This window comes from Nostocoides sp. (genome assembly GCF_037045025.1).
In the GTDB taxonomy this organism is placed as follows: domain Bacteria; phylum Actinomycetota; class Actinomycetes; order Actinomycetales; family Dermatophilaceae; genus Nostocoides_A.
Window position 1 is genome coordinate 37798 of the sequence record NZ_JBAOHM010000003.1, and the last position, 14909, is coordinate 52706.

General features: G+C 70.8%; 15 protein-coding genes and 3 tRNA genes. 14 read left to right on the forward strand and 4 right to left on the reverse strand.

Annotated features, from left to right (window positions below):
- Nucleotides 1-62: 62 nt before the first annotated feature.
- The 10 genes from V9G19_RS00290 to V9G19_RS00335 all read left to right on the forward strand — a co-directional run bounded on the left by V9G19_RS00290 (nt 63) and on the right by V9G19_RS00335 (nt 9013).
- Nucleotides 63-692, forward strand: coding sequence for a dienelactone hydrolase family protein (locus tag V9G19_RS00290; RefSeq protein WP_462283503.1), 630 nt, complete (start codon nt 63-65; stop codon nt 690-692).
- A 47-nt stretch (nt 693-739) separates the two neighbouring features.
- Entirely contained in the window at nt 740-1552 is an 813-nt protein-coding gene (locus V9G19_RS00295; RefSeq protein WP_462283504.1) for a maleylpyruvate isomerase family mycothiol-dependent enzyme, read from the forward strand.
- Nucleotides 1553-1694: 142 nt separating this feature from the next.
- Nucleotides 1695-3131 carry a GuaB1 family IMP dehydrogenase-related protein gene (locus V9G19_RS00300; protein WP_462283505.1) on the forward strand — a complete coding sequence of 479 codons (1437 nt, stop codon included), beginning with the start codon at nt 1695-1697 and terminating at the stop codon, nt 3129-3131.
- 117 nt (nt 3132-3248) lie between these two features.
- A complete protein-coding gene (locus V9G19_RS00305; protein ID WP_462283506.1) occupies nt 3249-4457 on the forward strand; it encodes a cysteine desulfurase-like protein in 1209 nt (402 codons plus the stop codon).
- Nucleotides 4458-4507: 50 nt separating this feature from the next.
- A complete protein-coding gene (locus tag V9G19_RS00310) occupies nt 4508-5338 on the forward strand; it encodes an oxidoreductase (protein WP_462283507.1) in 831 nt (276 codons plus the stop codon).
- 7 nt (nt 5339-5345) lie between these two features.
- Nucleotides 5346-6398, forward strand: coding sequence for a PHP domain-containing protein (locus V9G19_RS00315; RefSeq protein ID WP_462283508.1), 1053 nt, complete (start codon nt 5346-5348; stop codon nt 6396-6398).
- A gap of 107 nt (nt 6399-6505) precedes the next feature.
- Nucleotides 6506-6578 (forward strand) — tRNA-Glu (locus tag V9G19_RS00320).
- A gap of 19 nt (nt 6579-6597) precedes the next feature.
- Nucleotides 6598-6671: transfer RNA gene (locus tag V9G19_RS00325), tRNA-Asp, on the forward strand.
- A gap of 165 nt (nt 6672-6836) precedes the next feature.
- Nucleotides 6837-8879, forward strand: coding sequence for a SulP family inorganic anion transporter (locus tag V9G19_RS00330; RefSeq protein ID WP_462283509.1), 2043 nt, complete (start codon nt 6837-6839; stop codon nt 8877-8879).
- Nucleotides 8880-8939: 60 nt separating this feature from the next.
- Nucleotides 8940-9013 (forward strand) — tRNA-Phe (locus V9G19_RS00335).
- A gap of 54 nt (nt 9014-9067) precedes the next feature.
- Here V9G19_RS00335 and V9G19_RS00340 read toward each other — a convergent pair.
- Nucleotides 9068-9274, reverse strand: a complete 207-nt coding sequence (locus tag V9G19_RS00340; RefSeq protein WP_462283510.1) for a dodecin — start codon at nt 9272-9274, stop codon at nt 9068-9070.
- A gap of 125 nt (nt 9275-9399) precedes the next feature.
- Here V9G19_RS00340 and cutA point away from each other — a divergent pair, with 125 nt between their 5' ends.
- The 4 genes from cutA to V9G19_RS00360 are packed head-to-tail and all read left to right on the forward strand — an operon-like array spanning nt 9400 to nt 12469.
- Nucleotides 9400-9726: a divalent-cation tolerance protein CutA gene (gene cutA, locus V9G19_RS00345; RefSeq protein ID WP_462283511.1), complete on the forward strand. Its 327-nt coding sequence runs from the start codon at nt 9400-9402 to the stop codon at nt 9724-9726.
- Nucleotides 9727-9756: 30 nt separating this feature from the next.
- The gene (locus V9G19_RS00350) at nt 9757-10338 is read left to right on the forward strand and encodes an RNA polymerase sigma factor (RefSeq protein WP_462283512.1); all 582 of its coding nucleotides are present in this window, start codon (nt 9757-9759) and stop codon (nt 10336-10338) included.
- The gene (locus tag V9G19_RS00355; protein ID WP_462283513.1) at nt 10335-11111 is read left to right on the forward strand and encodes a hypothetical protein; all 777 of its coding nucleotides are present in this window, start codon (nt 10335-10337) and stop codon (nt 11109-11111) included. Before V9G19_RS00350 ends, V9G19_RS00355 begins: the two co-directional genes overlap by 4 nt.
- 35 nt (nt 11112-11146) lie before the next feature.
- A complete protein-coding gene (locus V9G19_RS00360) occupies nt 11147-12469 on the forward strand; it encodes a glucoamylase family protein (protein ID WP_462283514.1) in 1323 nt (440 codons plus the stop codon).
- Here the strand turns inward: V9G19_RS00360 and V9G19_RS00365 are convergent.
- Genes V9G19_RS00365 through V9G19_RS00375 form a run of 3 tightly spaced genes read right to left on the reverse strand, consistent with a single transcriptional unit; the run spans nt 12405 to nt 14883 of the window.
- Nucleotides 12405-13064 carry a class III extradiol ring-cleavage dioxygenase family protein gene (locus V9G19_RS00365; RefSeq protein ID WP_462283515.1) on the reverse strand — a complete coding sequence of 220 codons (660 nt, stop codon included), beginning with the start codon at nt 13062-13064 and terminating at the stop codon, nt 12405-12407. The two genes, V9G19_RS00360 and V9G19_RS00365, sit on opposite strands and share 65 nt — an antisense overlap.
- Entirely contained in the window at nt 13061-13924 is an 864-nt protein-coding gene (gene folP / locus V9G19_RS00370; protein WP_462283516.1) for a dihydropteroate synthase, read from the reverse strand. Before folP ends, V9G19_RS00365 begins: the two co-directional genes overlap by 4 nt.
- Nucleotides 13924-14883 carry a glucosyl-3-phosphoglycerate synthase gene (locus V9G19_RS00375; RefSeq protein WP_462283517.1) on the reverse strand — a complete coding sequence of 320 codons (960 nt, stop codon included), beginning with the start codon at nt 14881-14883 and terminating at the stop codon, nt 13924-13926. The genes folP and V9G19_RS00375 overlap by 1 nt, the downstream gene beginning before the upstream one ends.
- Nucleotides 14884-14909 lie beyond the last annotated feature (26 nt).

Below are 14909 nucleotides of genomic sequence, written 5' to 3' on the forward strand. Positions count from 1 at the left end.
ACAACTTCGGGGACCGTTCCGGGGATTCCCCGTGCCCGTGGCACAGTGGGGATCGTGGCACAGTGGGGATCGTGATCGTCTGCGACCCGGCGGGGCGGCGCCGGGGCCGGGTGCTGGTGATTCACTCGTGGTGGGGGCTGACCGACTCCTTCCGCCGGTATGCCGACTCGCTCGCCGCGGCCGGCTTCCGGGTGGTGGTTCCCGACCTGTTCGGCGGCGCGACAGCCGCCACGGAGGAGGAGGCTCGTCGGCTGCGCGCCCGCACCGGCCGCGTCTCGCGCTATCGCCTGCTGGAGGAGGGCCTCGACATTCTGCGCGCTGGCCGCGACGGCGAGCCCGTCGGCGTCGTCGGCTTCTCCATGGGCGGGCACTGGGCCGTGTGGCTCGCCCAGCGCCGCGGCTACAACATCGCCGCGGCCTGCCTCTATTACGCGGCCCGGGCCGGAACCTTCACGCCGCCGACGCGCTATCTGGCGCACTTCGCCGACGCCGATCCCTGGGTCAGCGCGGCGGCCCGCTCGCGGATGGAGTCCGCCATCAACCGGTCCGGCTGCACGTATGCCGCTCACGACTATCCCGGGTGCGGGCACTGGTTCGCCGAGTCGGACCGGCCGGATGCGTATCGCGCCGACGCCGCCCAGCTCGCCTTCTCCCGAGACCTCACCCTGCTCGGTTCTGTCCTCGGCGGCTGACCCGCGAGGCGATCGTCAGCTGTCGATCGGGGCAATAGCCTGGGGCCATGAGCGAGCTCGATGCCTATATCGCCGCCTGGTCCCAGGCGTGCGCGGACGTATCCGCCATCATCGATGAGTTGACTGCGGATCAGTGGGCCGCCCCGAGCGACTGCCCGGGGTGGAGCGTCCAGGATGTCGTCGCCCACCTGGCCGCGCTCGAGACCGAGCTGGCCACCGGCCGCCGGCCGCGCGACGTGCCAGACGTCAGCGGCAAGACCGTCTCGAGCGCCTGGACCGAGGCCGGTGTCGCCGAGCGCCGCGAGAATACGCCAGAGCAGCTGATCGCCGAGTTCCGCGACGCCGCCGCGAGCCGCCGGCAGACCCTCGCGGCCGACCCGCCCACCAACCCTGCCGCGATCCCCGAGCCGCGGCCTGGCAACGTGCCGTGGGACAACGCGACCCTGTTGCGCAACCGGGTGCTGGACGTCTGGGTGCACGAGCAGGACATCAGGCGCGCCATCGGCCTGCCCGGCGGGATGGATTCCCCGGCCGCCCAGATCACGGCGGCGACCTTCGCCGCCGCGCTCCCCTTCGCCCTGGCCCGCAAGACGGGAGCCGCGCCAGGGACGCGCGTGGCGGTGGTGGTCGACGGCATACCGGCCGACCTGGTGCTCGACGAGGACGGACGGGCGCGCCCGGTCGATCCGGCCGCCGGCGGCGCCCCGGACACCACAATCACGATGAACCGCGAGACCCTGACGATCCTCGGCGCCGGCCGCCGCACCCCGGATAATCTGCCGCCCACCGCCCGGTTGGAGATCACCGGCGACCGCGACCTGGCCGCCCGCTTCCTCGCCGCGATGGCCGTCACCCCCTAACTGCGCCCTGCCCCTCCCCACCACACCCGCTGAGGTCTGCGCTTTTCGCCGAGGTCTGATGTTCTGCAGTACGACCTCAGCCAAAAGCACAGACCTCAGCGCATGTCCCGGGGCGAAACGGTTCTGATGAGAGGATGAGCGGATGCGCTTCTTGCCGGGCTCCCAGCCGAGCACCGACCTGACCTATGACGACGTCTTCCTCGTCCCGAGCCGCTCAAGCGTCACCTCCCGCTTCGACGTCGACCTGTCCACCGGGGACGGCACGGGGACGACGATCCCCATCGTCGTGGCCAATATGACCGCGATCGCCGGGCGGCGGATGGCCGAGACCGTCTCACGGCGCGGCGGTCTGGTCGTCATCCCGCAGGACATCCCGGCGCCGGTCGTCGCCGACGTCGTCACGTGGATCAAGTCCCGCCACACCGTCTTTGACACCCCAATCAAGGTCGGACCCAAGAAGACCGTCGGCGAAGCGCTCGTCCTGCTCACCAAACGCGCCCACGGAGCCGCGCTCGTCCTCAGCGACGACAAGCCGATCGGCCTGGTCACCGAGGCCGACCTGACCGGGGTCGACCGGTTCACCCAAGTCCGCGAGGTCATGTCCCGCGAGTTGACCACGCTGCCCGAGGACACCTCGCCGCAAGCGGCATACGACCTGCTGGCCTCGGCCCGGCACCGGCTCGCGCCCGTCGTCCGCGCGGACGGCACCCTCGTGGGGCTGCTGACCCGCAGCGGCGCCCTGCGCGCGACGATCTATCGCCCCAACACCGACGCCCACGGCCGGCTGCGCATCGCCGCCGCAGTCGGCATCAACGGCGATGTCGCGACCAAGGCCAAGGAACTCGCCGAGGCCGGCGTCGACCTGCTCGTCCTGGACACGGCCCACGGGCACCAGGAGAAGATGCTGGAGGCGCTCGCCTCCGTCCGCGCCCTCGACCTCGGTATCCCGCTCGCCGCCGGCAATGTCGTCACCCAGACGGGGACCCGAGACCTCATCGCAGCCGGAGCCGACATCGTCAAGGTCGGTGTCGGTCCGGGCGCGATGTGCACCACCCGGATGATGACCGCCGTCGGCCGGCCCCAATTCTCAGCGGTCTTCGAATGTGCCACCGCCGCAAGAGAACTCGGTCGGCACGTCTGGGCCGACGGCGGCGTGCGGCACCCGCGCGATGTCGCGCTCGCGCTCGCCGCCGGCGCGTCCAACGTCATGATCGGCTCGTGGTTCGCCGGGACGCTGGAGTCGCCGGGAGATCTGTTCACCGACGAGAACGGCCGGGCATACAAGGAATCCTTCGGGATGGCGTCCGCCCGCGCCGTCGCTCGCCGCACCTCCACCGACTCCTCCTACGAGCGGGCGCGCAAGGCGCTCTATGAGGAAGGCATCAGCCACGCCCGGATGTTCGTCGACCCCGAGCGCCCAAGCGTCGAGGACCTGATCGACTCCATCACCGCCGGCGTGCGCTCCAGTTTCACGTATGCCGGTGCGGCCACCCTCCCCGAGTTCGCCGACCGCGCGGTCGTCGGGGTGCAGTCCCTGGCCGGCTTCGCCGAGGGCCGCCCGCTGCATACCTCGTGGTGAGCCGGTCTCGTCACCACCGCGTTCCGGCCCGCGCCACCCGCCGGCAAACCCGCACCCGGACCCCGGCACAACACCGCAGACCTCAGCGTATGTGAGGGCGTTTTGTAGGCTCGCTGGATGACCTACGACGTCGCCGCGGTCCGCGCGCACTTCCCCGCCCTTCAGGAGGGGGCGGCGCACTTCGACGGGCCGGGCGGGACGCAGTCACCGCGAGAAGTCGGCGAGGCGGTCGCGCGGACGCTCACGTCGGCTATCGCCAACCGCGGCATCGTCACCCGAGCCGAACGTCGTGCCGAAGACGCTGTCGCCCACTGTCGTTCGGCGCTGACCGACCTGCTCAACGCCGACCCGCGCGGGGTCGTTTTCGGCCGCAGCATGACCGACCTGACCTATGACTTCGCCCGGGCGCTGGCCAAGACCTGGAAGCCAGGCGACGAGGTCGTCGTCACCCGGCTCGACCACGACGCCAACGTCCGGCCCTGGGTCCAGGCCGCCGACGCGGTGGGCGCCCTGCCCCGGTTTGCCGACTTCGATCCGACGAGCGGAGAGCTGGCGCCGGAGGACATCGCCGCGCACCTGTCGCCGCAGACCAAACTCGTTGCCGTCACCGCCGCTTCCAACCTCATCGGCACCACCCCCGACATCCCCGCGATCGCCAGCCTGGTCCACAACCGCAGCGACGCCCTCCTCTACGTCGACGGCGTCCACTACACCGCCCATCACAGCGTGGACCTGCCCGCCAGCGGGGCCGACTTCTGGGCCTGTTCGCCCTACAAATTCCTCGGCCCGCACTGCGGCGCCGTCGCCGCCGCGCCCGCCCTGCTCGAGACCCTCCACCCGGACAAGCTGCTGCCGTCGAGCGACGAGGTCCCCGAACGGTTCGAGCTCGGCACCCTCCCCTATGAGCTGATGGCGGGCACGACTGCGGCAATCGACTTCCTCGCCGACCTCGCCGGCGTGCATGCGGGCACCCGCCGCGACCGGCTGGTCGCGGCATACGCGCTGATCGACCTGCACGAGAAGCAGCTGCGCGACCGACTCGAGCCGACGCTGCGGGCCTTGCCGGGCGTGCGGGTCTATTCCAACGCCCAACGACGCACCCCGACAATCCTGTTCACGATCGACGGCTGGGAGAGCCAGCAGCTGCGGATCGAGCTGGCTGCGCGCTGGATCAACGCCCCGGCCGGCAGCTTCTATGCGGTCGAGTGCTCGCGCCACCTCGGCCTCGGCGACGCCGGCGGGGTGCGCATCGGCCTGGCGCCCTACACCAGCGAGGACGACGTCGACCGCTTGCTCGCCGCCCTGCGCGAGATCCTGCTGTTGTGACCAGCGCCGAACCAACCAACACCCAACCAACCAACGCATAGGCTGAGCCGGTGCCCGCATCCCGCAATCCCGTGCTGATCACCGGCTGCTCGAGCGGCATCGGCCGCGCCGCAGCCGACCTGCTCGTCAAGGCCGGCTACACCGTCTATGCGACCGCGCGGCGTCCCGAGACCCTCGCCGATCTCGCCGCGGCCGGTGCCCACACCCTCGCCCTCGACGTCACCGACGAGGAGTCGATGACCGCCGCGGTGCGCGCGGTCGAGGACACCCACGGCCACGTTGCGACGCTGGTCAACAACGCCGGCTATGGCGTCTATGGCCCGATCGAAGAGGTCGGCCTGGACGAGGTGCGCCGGATGTTCGAGACCAATGTCTTCGGGCTCGCGCGGATGACCCAGCTGGTGCTGCCCGGGATGCGCGCTGCCGGCGCCGGCCTGATCATCAACATCGGCTCGATGGGTGGCCGCGTCGCCTTCCCCGTCGGCGGCTACTACCACGCGACCAAATACGCCGTCGAGGCGATGAGCGACGCGTTGCGCGCCGAGGTCGGTTCCTTCGGTATCGATGTCGCGCTCGTCGAGCCCGGCCCGATCCGCACCAGCTTCGAGGAGACGATCAATTCCTCTGCGGCAGTGGGCAACCCCGATTCTCCGTATGCCGATCTGGTCGCCAAGGTCCAGGACGTCAACTCCGGCGCGTATGACAGCAAGCTGCTCGCCGCCGACGCCGGAGCGGTCGCCGACGTCATCCTCAAGGCCGTCGAGTCGTCCAAACCGCGCACGCGCTATCTGGTGACGGCCACCGCGCGTGGGCTCGTCCACGCCCGCCGCCTGGGCGGCGACACCGTCTGGGATGCGATCGTGCGCCGGCAGTTCTCCTGACCTCCCCATGGCAGCCCTCGCCGAGCCCCTGACCGCGCCGGTCGACCCGGTCGACGCGCTGCGCCGCATCGCCTTCCTGCTCGAGCGCACCCGCGCCGGCAGCTACCGCGTCGAGGCCTTCCGCAAGGCGGCGGCCACCGTGGCGGCGCTCGATCGGGCGGATCTGGCCCAGCGGCATACGGCCGGGACGATCCGGGAACTGCCCGGGATCGGCAAGGCGACCGCGGGGGTGATCGAGGAGGCGCTCGGCGGCGAGCTGCCGGCATACCTTGCCAGTTTGCAGGAGAGCGCGGGCCAGCCGCTGACCAGCGGCGGGGAGAGCCTGTATGCCGCTCTGGCCGGTGACTGCCACAGCCACTCGAACTGGTCGGACGGCGGCTCGCCGATCGAGGAGATGGTGCTGACCGCGGTCGAGACCGGGCATGACTGGCTCGTGCTCACCGACCATTCGCCGCAGCTGAAGGTCGCGCGCGGACTCAGCGCCGAGCGCCTCACCAGGCAGATCGCGATCGTCGATGCGATCACGTCCTCGCTCGGCGGCAGCTTCCGGCTGCTCAAGGGCATCGAGGTCGACATCCTCGACGACGGCGGCCTCGATCAAACCCCGGCCATGCTCGCCCAGCTCGACGTCGTCGTCGCCAGCGTTCATTCCAAGCTGCGGATGAACGCCGAGCCGATGACCCGGCGGATGGTCCGCGCCGTGCAGAACCCGCGGGTCAACATCCTCGGCCACTGCACCGGGCGCCTGGTCACCGGCAACCGAGGCACGCGCCCGCAAAGTGAGTTCGACGCGCGTGTGGTCTTCACCGCCTGCCAGGAAAACGCTGTCGCCGTCGAGATCAACTCCCGTCCCGAACGCTGCGACCCGCCGGACGAGTTGCTCACGCTGGCCCGCGACCTCGGCTGCCTCTTTGCCATCGACTCCGACGCGCACGCCCCCGGCCAGCTCGATTTCACCGCGCTCGGCTGCGAGCGGGCCGAGCGTCTCGGCATCGCGCCGGAGCGGATCGTGACGACCTGGCCTGCCGAGCGGCTGGTGGACTGGGCACGCGGGGGCTGACCCGCACCCGGTTTGGTCCTAAGGACCGCGGGCCGTATGCTTTCCGCTGTCCTCGACGGAATCGAGCCCGGCTCGCCAAGCGGCGGGGGTCTCCGATCAAGGATCGGGTCCCCATCGTCTAGCGGCCCAGGACTCCGCCCTTTCACGGCGGCAACACGGGTTCGAATCCCGTTGGGGATACGCGTGCCTTGCCACCCAAGGCCCCGTAGCGCAGTTGGTTAGCGCGCCGCCCTGTCACGGCGGAGGTCGCGGGTTCGAGTCCCGTCGGGGTCGCAGTTGACGGCGGCGGTTCCTTTGGGAGCCGCCGCCTTTGTGACATTCGAGGCTCTCCCGGTCGTCCGTAGGACAAGTCGCCCCTCGCGCAAACACAGGTCCTCCGTTAAATTCAAGGTGAACATCACATGAACTGCATCTGAACGGGCGGGAAGGGGCACGCACGTGAGCGAGCGGATAGAGGTCAGCACGGGCGCCGACGACGTGACCGACATGGCCCGGCACAAGGCCATCGACTACGACCTCAATCCCCAGCACACCCACTGGGTGCTGGCCGCGCTCCAGGCCGCGACGCCCGGGCTGCACTTCCTGACCCACCGCTATCAGCGGTCCTGGTGGCGCAACGACCTGATCGCCGGCCTGGCCGTCGCCGCCTACCTGATTCCGCAGGTCATGGCCTATACCGCGATCGTCAACGTTCCGCCCGTCTATGGGCTCTACACCGCGCTCATCGCGCTCGTCCTGTATGCGGCGATGGGCAGCTCTCGGGTGCTGTCCGTCGGTCCCGAGTCGACGATCGCCCTGTTGGCGGGAATGGCGATCGCCACCATCACCACCGATCCGGCGAAGGTCTTGGTGCTCAGCGCCGCGATGAGCATCCTCGTCGGCGTGTGGTGCCTGATCGCCCGCGCCTTCCGGCTCGGCGTCATGGCCGATCTGCTCTCCCAACCCTTGCTCATCGGCTACCTCGCCGGCGCCGCGGTGCTCATGGTGGTCGGTCAACTGGGCAAGATGACCGGAACCCATGTCGAGGGCGAGAGCATCGTCGACCAGGTCCGCGGCTTCGTCGACGTCGTCGGCGAGGCCCACCTGATCACCGTCTATGCCGGCCTGGCGACCCTGGCGTTCATCCTCATCGTGCATTGGGTCAAGCCGAGGTGGCCGGCCGCGCTGCTTGCGGTCATCGGCGCCACCATTGCCGCCATCGCCTTGGACCTGGTCAACCGCGGCGTCGCCGAGGTCGGCAAGATCCCGAGCGGGCTGCCCATGCCGAGCCTGCCGGCGATCAGCGGCGCCGAATGGCAGTCGCTCATGCTGCCCGCCCTCGGCGTCGCGGTCTTGGCCTATAGCGACAATATGCTCGGCGCCCGGGCCTTCCCGTCGCCGGAGATCCCCGGTGAACGCCCGAGCGAGCGGGCCGTCGATCCCCAGGTCGAGTTGGTCGCGCTCGGCGGCGTGCACATCGGTGTCGGCCTGTTCGGCGGCTTCCCGGTCTCGTCCTCAGGCTCGCGGACGGCGCTTGCGGTGGCCAGCCGGGCGCGCAGCCAGATGTATTCCCTGATCGCCGCGCTCTGTGTGCTGCTCGTGCTTTTTGTCGCCGGCCCGCTCATGGAGCACCTCCCGCAGGCCTCCCTCGGCGCGGTGGTGCTGTATGCCGCGACCAAGCTGGTCGAGGGCCGCGAGTTCGCCCGGATGTGGCGCTTCCGCAAGCGGGAGGTGCTGCTCGCGCTCGTCACGCTCTTCGGCACCATCTGGCTGGGGCTGCTCGCCGGTGTCGGGGTCGCGATCGCGATCTCGCTGCTGGAGATGGCGCAACGACTGGCCCGTCCGCACGACGCCGTGCTCGGGCGAGTTCCGGGCGTGGCCGGCATGCACGACACCGCCGACTACGACGACGCCGAGACCCTGCCCGGGCTGGTCATCTATCGCTACGAGGCGCCGCTGTTCTTCGCCAACGTCGGTGACCTGCAGCGCCGGGCGCAGCGGGTCCTGGACAAGGAGTTCCACGGCTACCCCGAGGCACCGCCGCGCTGGTTCCTGCTCAACGTCGAGGCCAACACCGAGGTCGACGTCACCGCCTGTGACGGGTTGAAGGATCTGTATGACGATTTCCAGGCCCAGGGCGTCAAGCTCGGCCTGGTGCGCCTGAAGCAGGACCTCTACCTCCCGCTGCGCCGCGCCGGCATCATCGACCTGCTCGGCGAGGACATGCTCTTCCCGACCCTGCCGGTCGCCGAGGAGGCGTATGTTGCCTGGGCCGAGACCAACCCGCCCGAACTCGCCGCCGACGGCGAACCGGAGACCGCGGCCGACGCCGAGGCCACGGCCGACGACGCCGAAGCCACGCACGTCGACGCCAATCCCGAGTCCAGGGAAACGAACCCGGACGAGAAGGCGACCGAGGCCTCGGCCGGCGCCACCCCAGCCGCGGCAGAGGACGCGGACCTCGCCCACAGCCGGCTGGTGGGCGCGCCGCATACGGTATAGTTCCTGCGGCCGGAGCGATCCGGCTATCCGTTTGCCCGGGTTGCCCAGCGGCAGACATCCGGCCAGGTAGCTCAGTTGGTACGAGCGTCCGACTGAAAATCGGAAGGTCGGCGGTTCGACCCCGCCCCTGGCCACCCAACCTCAATCCGGTGGCTGCTGCGCCGGCTAGCTGGACTCATCCGTGTCGCCTACTCGATCCGGAAACCGAGCTTGAGGGTCACCTGGAAGTGGCCCACGGCCCCGTCGGCGATGTGACCGCGGACACTGGACACCTCGAACCAGTCCAGATTCCGCACGGTCTCCGAAGCCTTCGCGATCGCCGCGCGGATGGCGGCGTCGACTGACTCGTCCGAGGTCCCGACGACTTCTGAGACGCCATAGGTGTTCCCGCTCATCTGGTGCTCCTTCCGCGCGCACCGTCCCGGCTGGGACAAGGTGACTCCTCAGTGTGTCGGGTCCGGCCGCCTGGCGCCACCGTCGCCGCCACCGCTGGCGGCCCGGGTGCGGCACAGTGGATCCCGTGAATACCGCAGGAAGCGATCTGGTCATCGTCACGACGAGCGCCGGCGACATCGACTGGCTGACCGGCTTCGCGCGCAGTCTGGTTGCCGAGCGGGTGATCGCCTGCGCCAACATCATCCCGGCGATCCGGTCGGTCTATCGCTGGGAGGGCCAGGTCGCCGAGGACCAGGAGGCGCTGGCGATCCTGCATACGACGGCCGCCGCGCTCGAGCTGCTGCAGCAGCGGATCGCGGCCGAGCACCCCTATGCGGTGCCGCAGGTGGTGATCCTGCGCGCCGAGGCGGCCGCGAACTATCTCGCCTGGCTCGGCGCGAACGTGCGGTAACACTCGGCGGCGGGGCGGCGAAGTAGGGGCATGAGAGCACACACCGACGACGCGCTCGACGGGGTCGGCGCCGACCCGGCGGCCTTCGAGACGTTCTACCGCGCCCACGTGCGCCAGGTCGAGCGGTTCATCGCCCGCCGGGTGGCTGACCCCCACGAGGCGGCGGACCTGACCGCCGACGTCTTCCTCGCCGTCCTGGAGGAGGCGCACGCCTACCGGCCCGAACGCGGCTCTCCGCTGGCCTGGGTGTTCGGGATCGCCCGGAACACGATCGCCGACCACCAGCGCGGCGCGGCCCGGCGGCTCCGGCTCGCCGGCAAGATCTCCGGGCGCGCGCTGCTCGATCCCGACTCTCTCGCCCGGGTCGAGGAACGCCTCGACGCCGAGCGCGCCGCCCGCCATCTTTATGCCGCGCTCGCGGCGCTGCCACCGGACGAGCGAGCCGTCCTCGAACTTGTTGCCCTCGACGGCCTGTCGCTCACCGATGTGGCCGCTGTGCTGGGGGTGAAGCCGGTCACCGCGCGGGTCCGGCTGCACCGGGCCCGGCGCAAGATCACCCTTCCCGGCGACGCCGTCACCCCGGCCGCCGACCTTCAGGAGGTCCGCTCATGAACACACCAACCCAGAACACTCCGCCCCAGAACACCCCTTCCCAGAACACCCCGGCCCGCACCGCTTCGGCCCGCGTCGACGACGCGCCGCTCGACCACTTCGAGGAGTCGCTGCTGCGGGAACTCAAGGCCATCGCCGACGAGCACCCCGCTCCCGCGTGGGCCGGTGCCCGAATGTCGCAACCCCGCCCCGGCTGGCAACGCCCGGCCGTGCGCGTTCTCGCCGCAGCAGCAGCAGCCGCGGGCATCGCGGGCTATCTCGCCACCCCGCTCGGCAGCAGCCCCGCCTTCGCCGTGACGAGCGAGCCCAATGGTGATGTCACGGTCACCGTCAACCGCCCCGAAGGCGCGCAGGCGTTGGAAGATGCCCTGGCCGCCAAGGGAATCCGGGCGGACGTCGTCTTCCCCACCGACGGCATGCAGTGCCGCGACGGTCGATACACCGAGGCGCCGGCGGCGACGCGGACGGACCGGCCGTTCGCCTTCGAAGCCGGGCCGAGCGGCGAGAAGATCACGATTCCCCTGGGCCTGGTCGGACCGGATGAGACCCTGGTCTTGGAGTCCATGACGCTCCCGCCGAAGACCACGGGCGCCGACGGCCCGCAAGCCCCGCAGGGCGGGCAGACGTTCGTCATGAAGGTCGCGCTCGCGACGGGGTCCGTCGCCCCATGCGCCCCGGAGCCCGCCGAGGAGTTGCCGGGCATGACCTCGCCAGGCGACCTGGTCCCCGCGGGTGGTTCGCCCACGGCGCGGGTCTTCCCGGAGCCGTCCTGAGCGGTCCCGGCGGTGGGGCAGCATACGATGCGGCCGTGCACGAACGTGTCCGGCAAGCCCCGCGCCGGGTCGCCACACACCAGGGCGAGTGGGAGCGTTGGGCCGGTGGAACCTGGGCGTCGCTGGCGGCGATGGCGCACGAGGAGACCGGGCTGCCGTGCGACTCGATCGACGCCGGCCTACGCCCGAGCGGACGTCGCGTGCACACCTCGCCGACGAATGTCGCCGGCTATCTCTGGTCGGCGATCTGTGCCCGCGACCTCGGCCTGATCCCGGCCCGGGAGTGCCGCGAGCGGCTGGCTGTCACGCTCGGGACCCTCGCTCGCCTGCGCCGCCACGTCGCCAGCGGCATGTTCGCCAACTGGTATGCCGCGGACACCGGTGAGGTGATCACCCGCTGGCCCAACTCGGGCCGGCGGGTGATCCCGTTCGTCTCCAGCGTCGACAACGGCTGGCTCGCCGCCACCCTGCTCGTCGTCGCAGCTGCCGAGCCCGCCCTGGCTGAGCCCGCGCGGCACATTCTCGACCGGATGCGCTTTGACGCCCTCTTCGACCCGGAGGCCGGCCGGTTGCGCGGGGGGTTTTGGGACGGCAAGACGCTGCGCAAGCACGTCGTCGCGGCCTACGGTCCGATCGAGCAGCCGCTGCGCTACACCGCCCACCACTATGGGCTGCTGAACTCCGAGCCGCGGCTGACGTCCTATGTCGGGATCGTCCTGGGCCAGCTTCCGCCCAGCTCGATCGCCGCCGTGGACGCCCCCGTGCGCACCTATCGGGGGCGCACGGTCGTCGCGACGTGCGGCGGCTCGATGTTCGAGGCCCTCTCCCCCGAGCTATTCGTCCCCGAGGCCGACTGGGCGCCGGCGACCTGGGGCGCCAATCACGCCGACACGGTTGCGCTGCAACGCGAATATGGCTTGGACGACAAACGCTACGGGTTGTGGGGATTCTCGCCATGCGCCAATCCCGGTGGCGGGTATGCCGAATGGGGCGTCCCGCCGATCGCGTGGCTGCCGCGGGGCTACCCGAGCAAACGGCGTGGCGAGGCGGTCGTCACGCCGCACGCCAGCGCCCTGGCGATGATGCACGACCCCGAGGCCGCCAGCGACAATCTGCGGCGGATCGCCGCGCTCCCGGGAGCCTTCGGCCCGGGAGGCTTCGTCGACTCGGTCGGCATACCCACTGGCCGGCGAGCCGAACGTCATCTGGCGATCGACCAGGCGATGCTGCTGGGGGCACTCGCCACTCGGCTCGCCGACGGCGGGCTGCGCCGCTGGTTCTGCTCCCCGCCAGTCAGCGCGCGGCTGCGCCCGCTGGTGCGCGGGGCCCTGCCCGCGCAGGACGCCACGCGGCGATGACATAGAGGACCCCAACCGGATCGCCCGACCAGATCACCTCACCGGCTACGGACTGGCCGTCGAAACACCGGGCCAGCACCTGCAGCGCGGCCCACCCGGTGACCCAAAGCTCCTCGCACAGCGCAGCATCCAAGCCGGCCAGGGCCGCCGGGTCACCCGCCTGCAGCGCGGTGACGATCGCCGCGTCGACCCCGGCGGAGCGCGGGTCGTAGTGTCCCGGCGCCTTCTCGGTGCGCTTGGCGCTGCCGTCCGCCGGAACGAGGAGCAGCGACCGGTCCGCCCCGCCGGCGATCGCCGTTGCCGCCGCGACGATCTCGTCGGCGCTCGCGTCGAGCGGCAAGCCGACCGCCGTCACCGGCCCGTCCCACCCCGCCTCCGCGAGCAGCACCCGCGCGACCCGCCCGGCCAACGATCCTTTCGTATGCCGCGGCTCCCGCTCGCCGGCCGCGACGACGACCACCCGCTCGACATCGTCGAGGCGCGCGCGCAGCGCCGCCACGGCACGCGCCCGGACCTCCGTCAGCGGATCGGCGATCCCGACATACTCCGGCAACAGCATCGGCGCGCTGGGCACGACGAGCGCGGCAACGATCACTGCAGCCCCCGCGTCGTGATAGCCGGGCGCCGTTGTCCCGCAATGCTGGAGACCATGTCGAGCACCTGGCGGGTCTCGGCAACTTCGTGCACCCGATAGACCTTGGCACCAAGCCAGCCGGAGATGGCGGTCGTCGCGAGCGTGCCGATCAGCCTCTCCCCCACCGGTTTGTCGAGTGTCTCGCCAACGAAGTCCTTGTTGGACAACGAGACCAGCACCGGCCATCTCGTCGCGACAAGTTCGCCCAACCGGCGGGTCGCCTCCAGAGAGTGCCAGGTGTTCTTGCCGAAGTCGTGCGCCGGGTCGATGAGAATCCGCTCCCGGTCCACACCCAGCGACACGGCTCGCTCTGCTTGCCCGACAACGGAATCGATGATGTCGGCCACGACGTCGTCGTATTCGACGCGGAACGGCCTGGTCCGGACGGGAACCCCGCCGGTGTGCGTGCACACCAGGGCGGCGTCGAAGGCGGCGGCCACCTCGGGCAGGGCCGGGTCGGCGCCACCCCAGGCGTCGTTGATCAGGTCGGCGCCCGCAGCGCAGACGGCTTCGGCGACCTCGGCACGCCAGGTGTCGACCGAGATGATGAGATCCGGGTAGTCGCCGCGCACCCACGAGACGAAGTCGACAACCCGCCTTTTTTCCTCCGCCGCATCGATGTCCGTGCCCGGGGCCGCCTTGATCCCGCCGATGTCGACGATGTCGGCGCCCTGGTCGACCACCTCACGCACGCGGTCCTTGGCCGCGTCGGTCGCCCAGGTCGCGCCCTTGTCATAGAACGAGTCGGGCGTCCGGTTGACGATCGCCATCACCAGCCGGGCATCCTCGCCGAACACGTGTCGGCCCAAGCGGAACTGCATCACGTGGGCACCCGGCCCGCCGCCGGACCTCGATATCCGGGAACGCTCGCCGCCGGCGGGCGCTCGCCAATGTCCACCCGCCGCGGCCGCGGAGCGAAGTCCTCCGTGCCGGGGCCGTATTGCACCAACTCGACGACCTCGGCCGGGCGCGCCGCCGAGTGCTGCCCCAGCCGAGCCTCGGCGGCCGCGAGGACTTGCACCGCCATCGGCCCGAGCGTGTCGTGCCGGTGGTGGCGATGGGCGCGCCGGCCGAGGTCGACCTGCGCGATCGCACCGGACCCGAAACGCTCGGCGACATCAATGAGTGCGGCGATCTCCACGCCATACCCGGTCGGCATCGGCAGCTCAGCGAGAACCCGGCGGCGGATGGCCCATTCGCCCGAGAGCGGCTGCACGATCCCGCGCAGCTGCGGCCAGTGCAAGGCAATCAGGGGTCGGGCGACCAGCTCGGTCACCCGGCCGCCCTGCTCCTCCTCGTGCCCGTCGGCGGCGAGCATCGGCCGGTCATAGACCGCCTTGACGAGCTGGATATCCGTGTCGGTCAGCAGCGGCCCAAGCAGCCCGGAGACGAAGTGGCCGCCCCACTCGACCAGGTCTGCGTCGATGAAGACCAGCACGTCCCCACGCACCACGTGCATCGCCTTCCACAGCGCCTCGCCCTTGCCCTGCGCCAGCCCCAGATCGGGCCGGATCTGCCCGGCCGCATAAACCGTTGCCCCGGCCTCCCGGGCCTGCCGCGACGTCGCGTCCACCGAGTCGCTGTCAATGACGACAACCTCGTCCACCAACGCCACCGCCTCGACCCAGTCGGCGATCACGCGCGCGACGACCGCTCCCACGCTGGCTTCCTCGTCACGGGCGGGAATGACGACCGAGACCCGTTGCTCACCCTTGGCCTCCAGCAGTTTCGCGGCCGGGAACTCCTCGTGCCGCAGCACCGACACCGCGGCTTGGCCCATCCGGCCACTGTATGCCGTGCCCCGAA

Excerpts from the sequence above, each read along its gene's own strand:
- V9G19_RS00295 (WP_462283504.1), top strand. The coding sequence starts at position 740 with ATGAGCGAGCTCGATGCCTATATCGCCGCCTGGTCCCAGGCGTGCGCG.
- V9G19_RS00300 (WP_462283505.1), top strand. The coding sequence starts at position 1,695 with ATGCGCTTCTTGCCGGGCTCCCAGCCGAGCACCGACCTGACCTATGAC.
- V9G19_RS00305 (WP_462283506.1), top strand. The coding sequence starts at position 3,249 with ATGACCTACGACGTCGCCGCGGTCCGCGCGCACTTCCCCGCCCTTCAG.
- V9G19_RS00315 (WP_462283508.1), top strand. The coding sequence starts at position 5,346 with ATGGCAGCCCTCGCCGAGCCCCTGACCGCGCCGGTCGACCCGGTCGAC.
- V9G19_RS00340 (WP_462283510.1), bottom strand. The coding sequence starts at position 9,274 with ATGAGCGGGAACACCTATGGCGTCTCAGAAGTCGTCGGGACCTCGGAC.
- V9G19_RS00350 (WP_462283512.1), top strand. The coding sequence starts at position 9,757 with ATGAGAGCACACACCGACGACGCGCTCGACGGGGTCGGCGCCGACCCG.
- V9G19_RS00355 (WP_462283513.1), top strand. The coding sequence starts at position 10,335 with ATGAACACACCAACCCAGAACACTCCGCCCCAGAACACCCCTTCCCAG.
- folP (WP_462283516.1), bottom strand. The coding sequence starts at position 13,924 with ATGCAGTTCCGCTTGGGCCGACACGTGTTCGGCGAGGATGCCCGGCTG.
- V9G19_RS00375 (WP_462283517.1), bottom strand. The coding sequence starts at position 14,883 with ATGGGCCAAGCCGCGGTGTCGGTGCTGCGGCACGAGGAGTTCCCGGCC.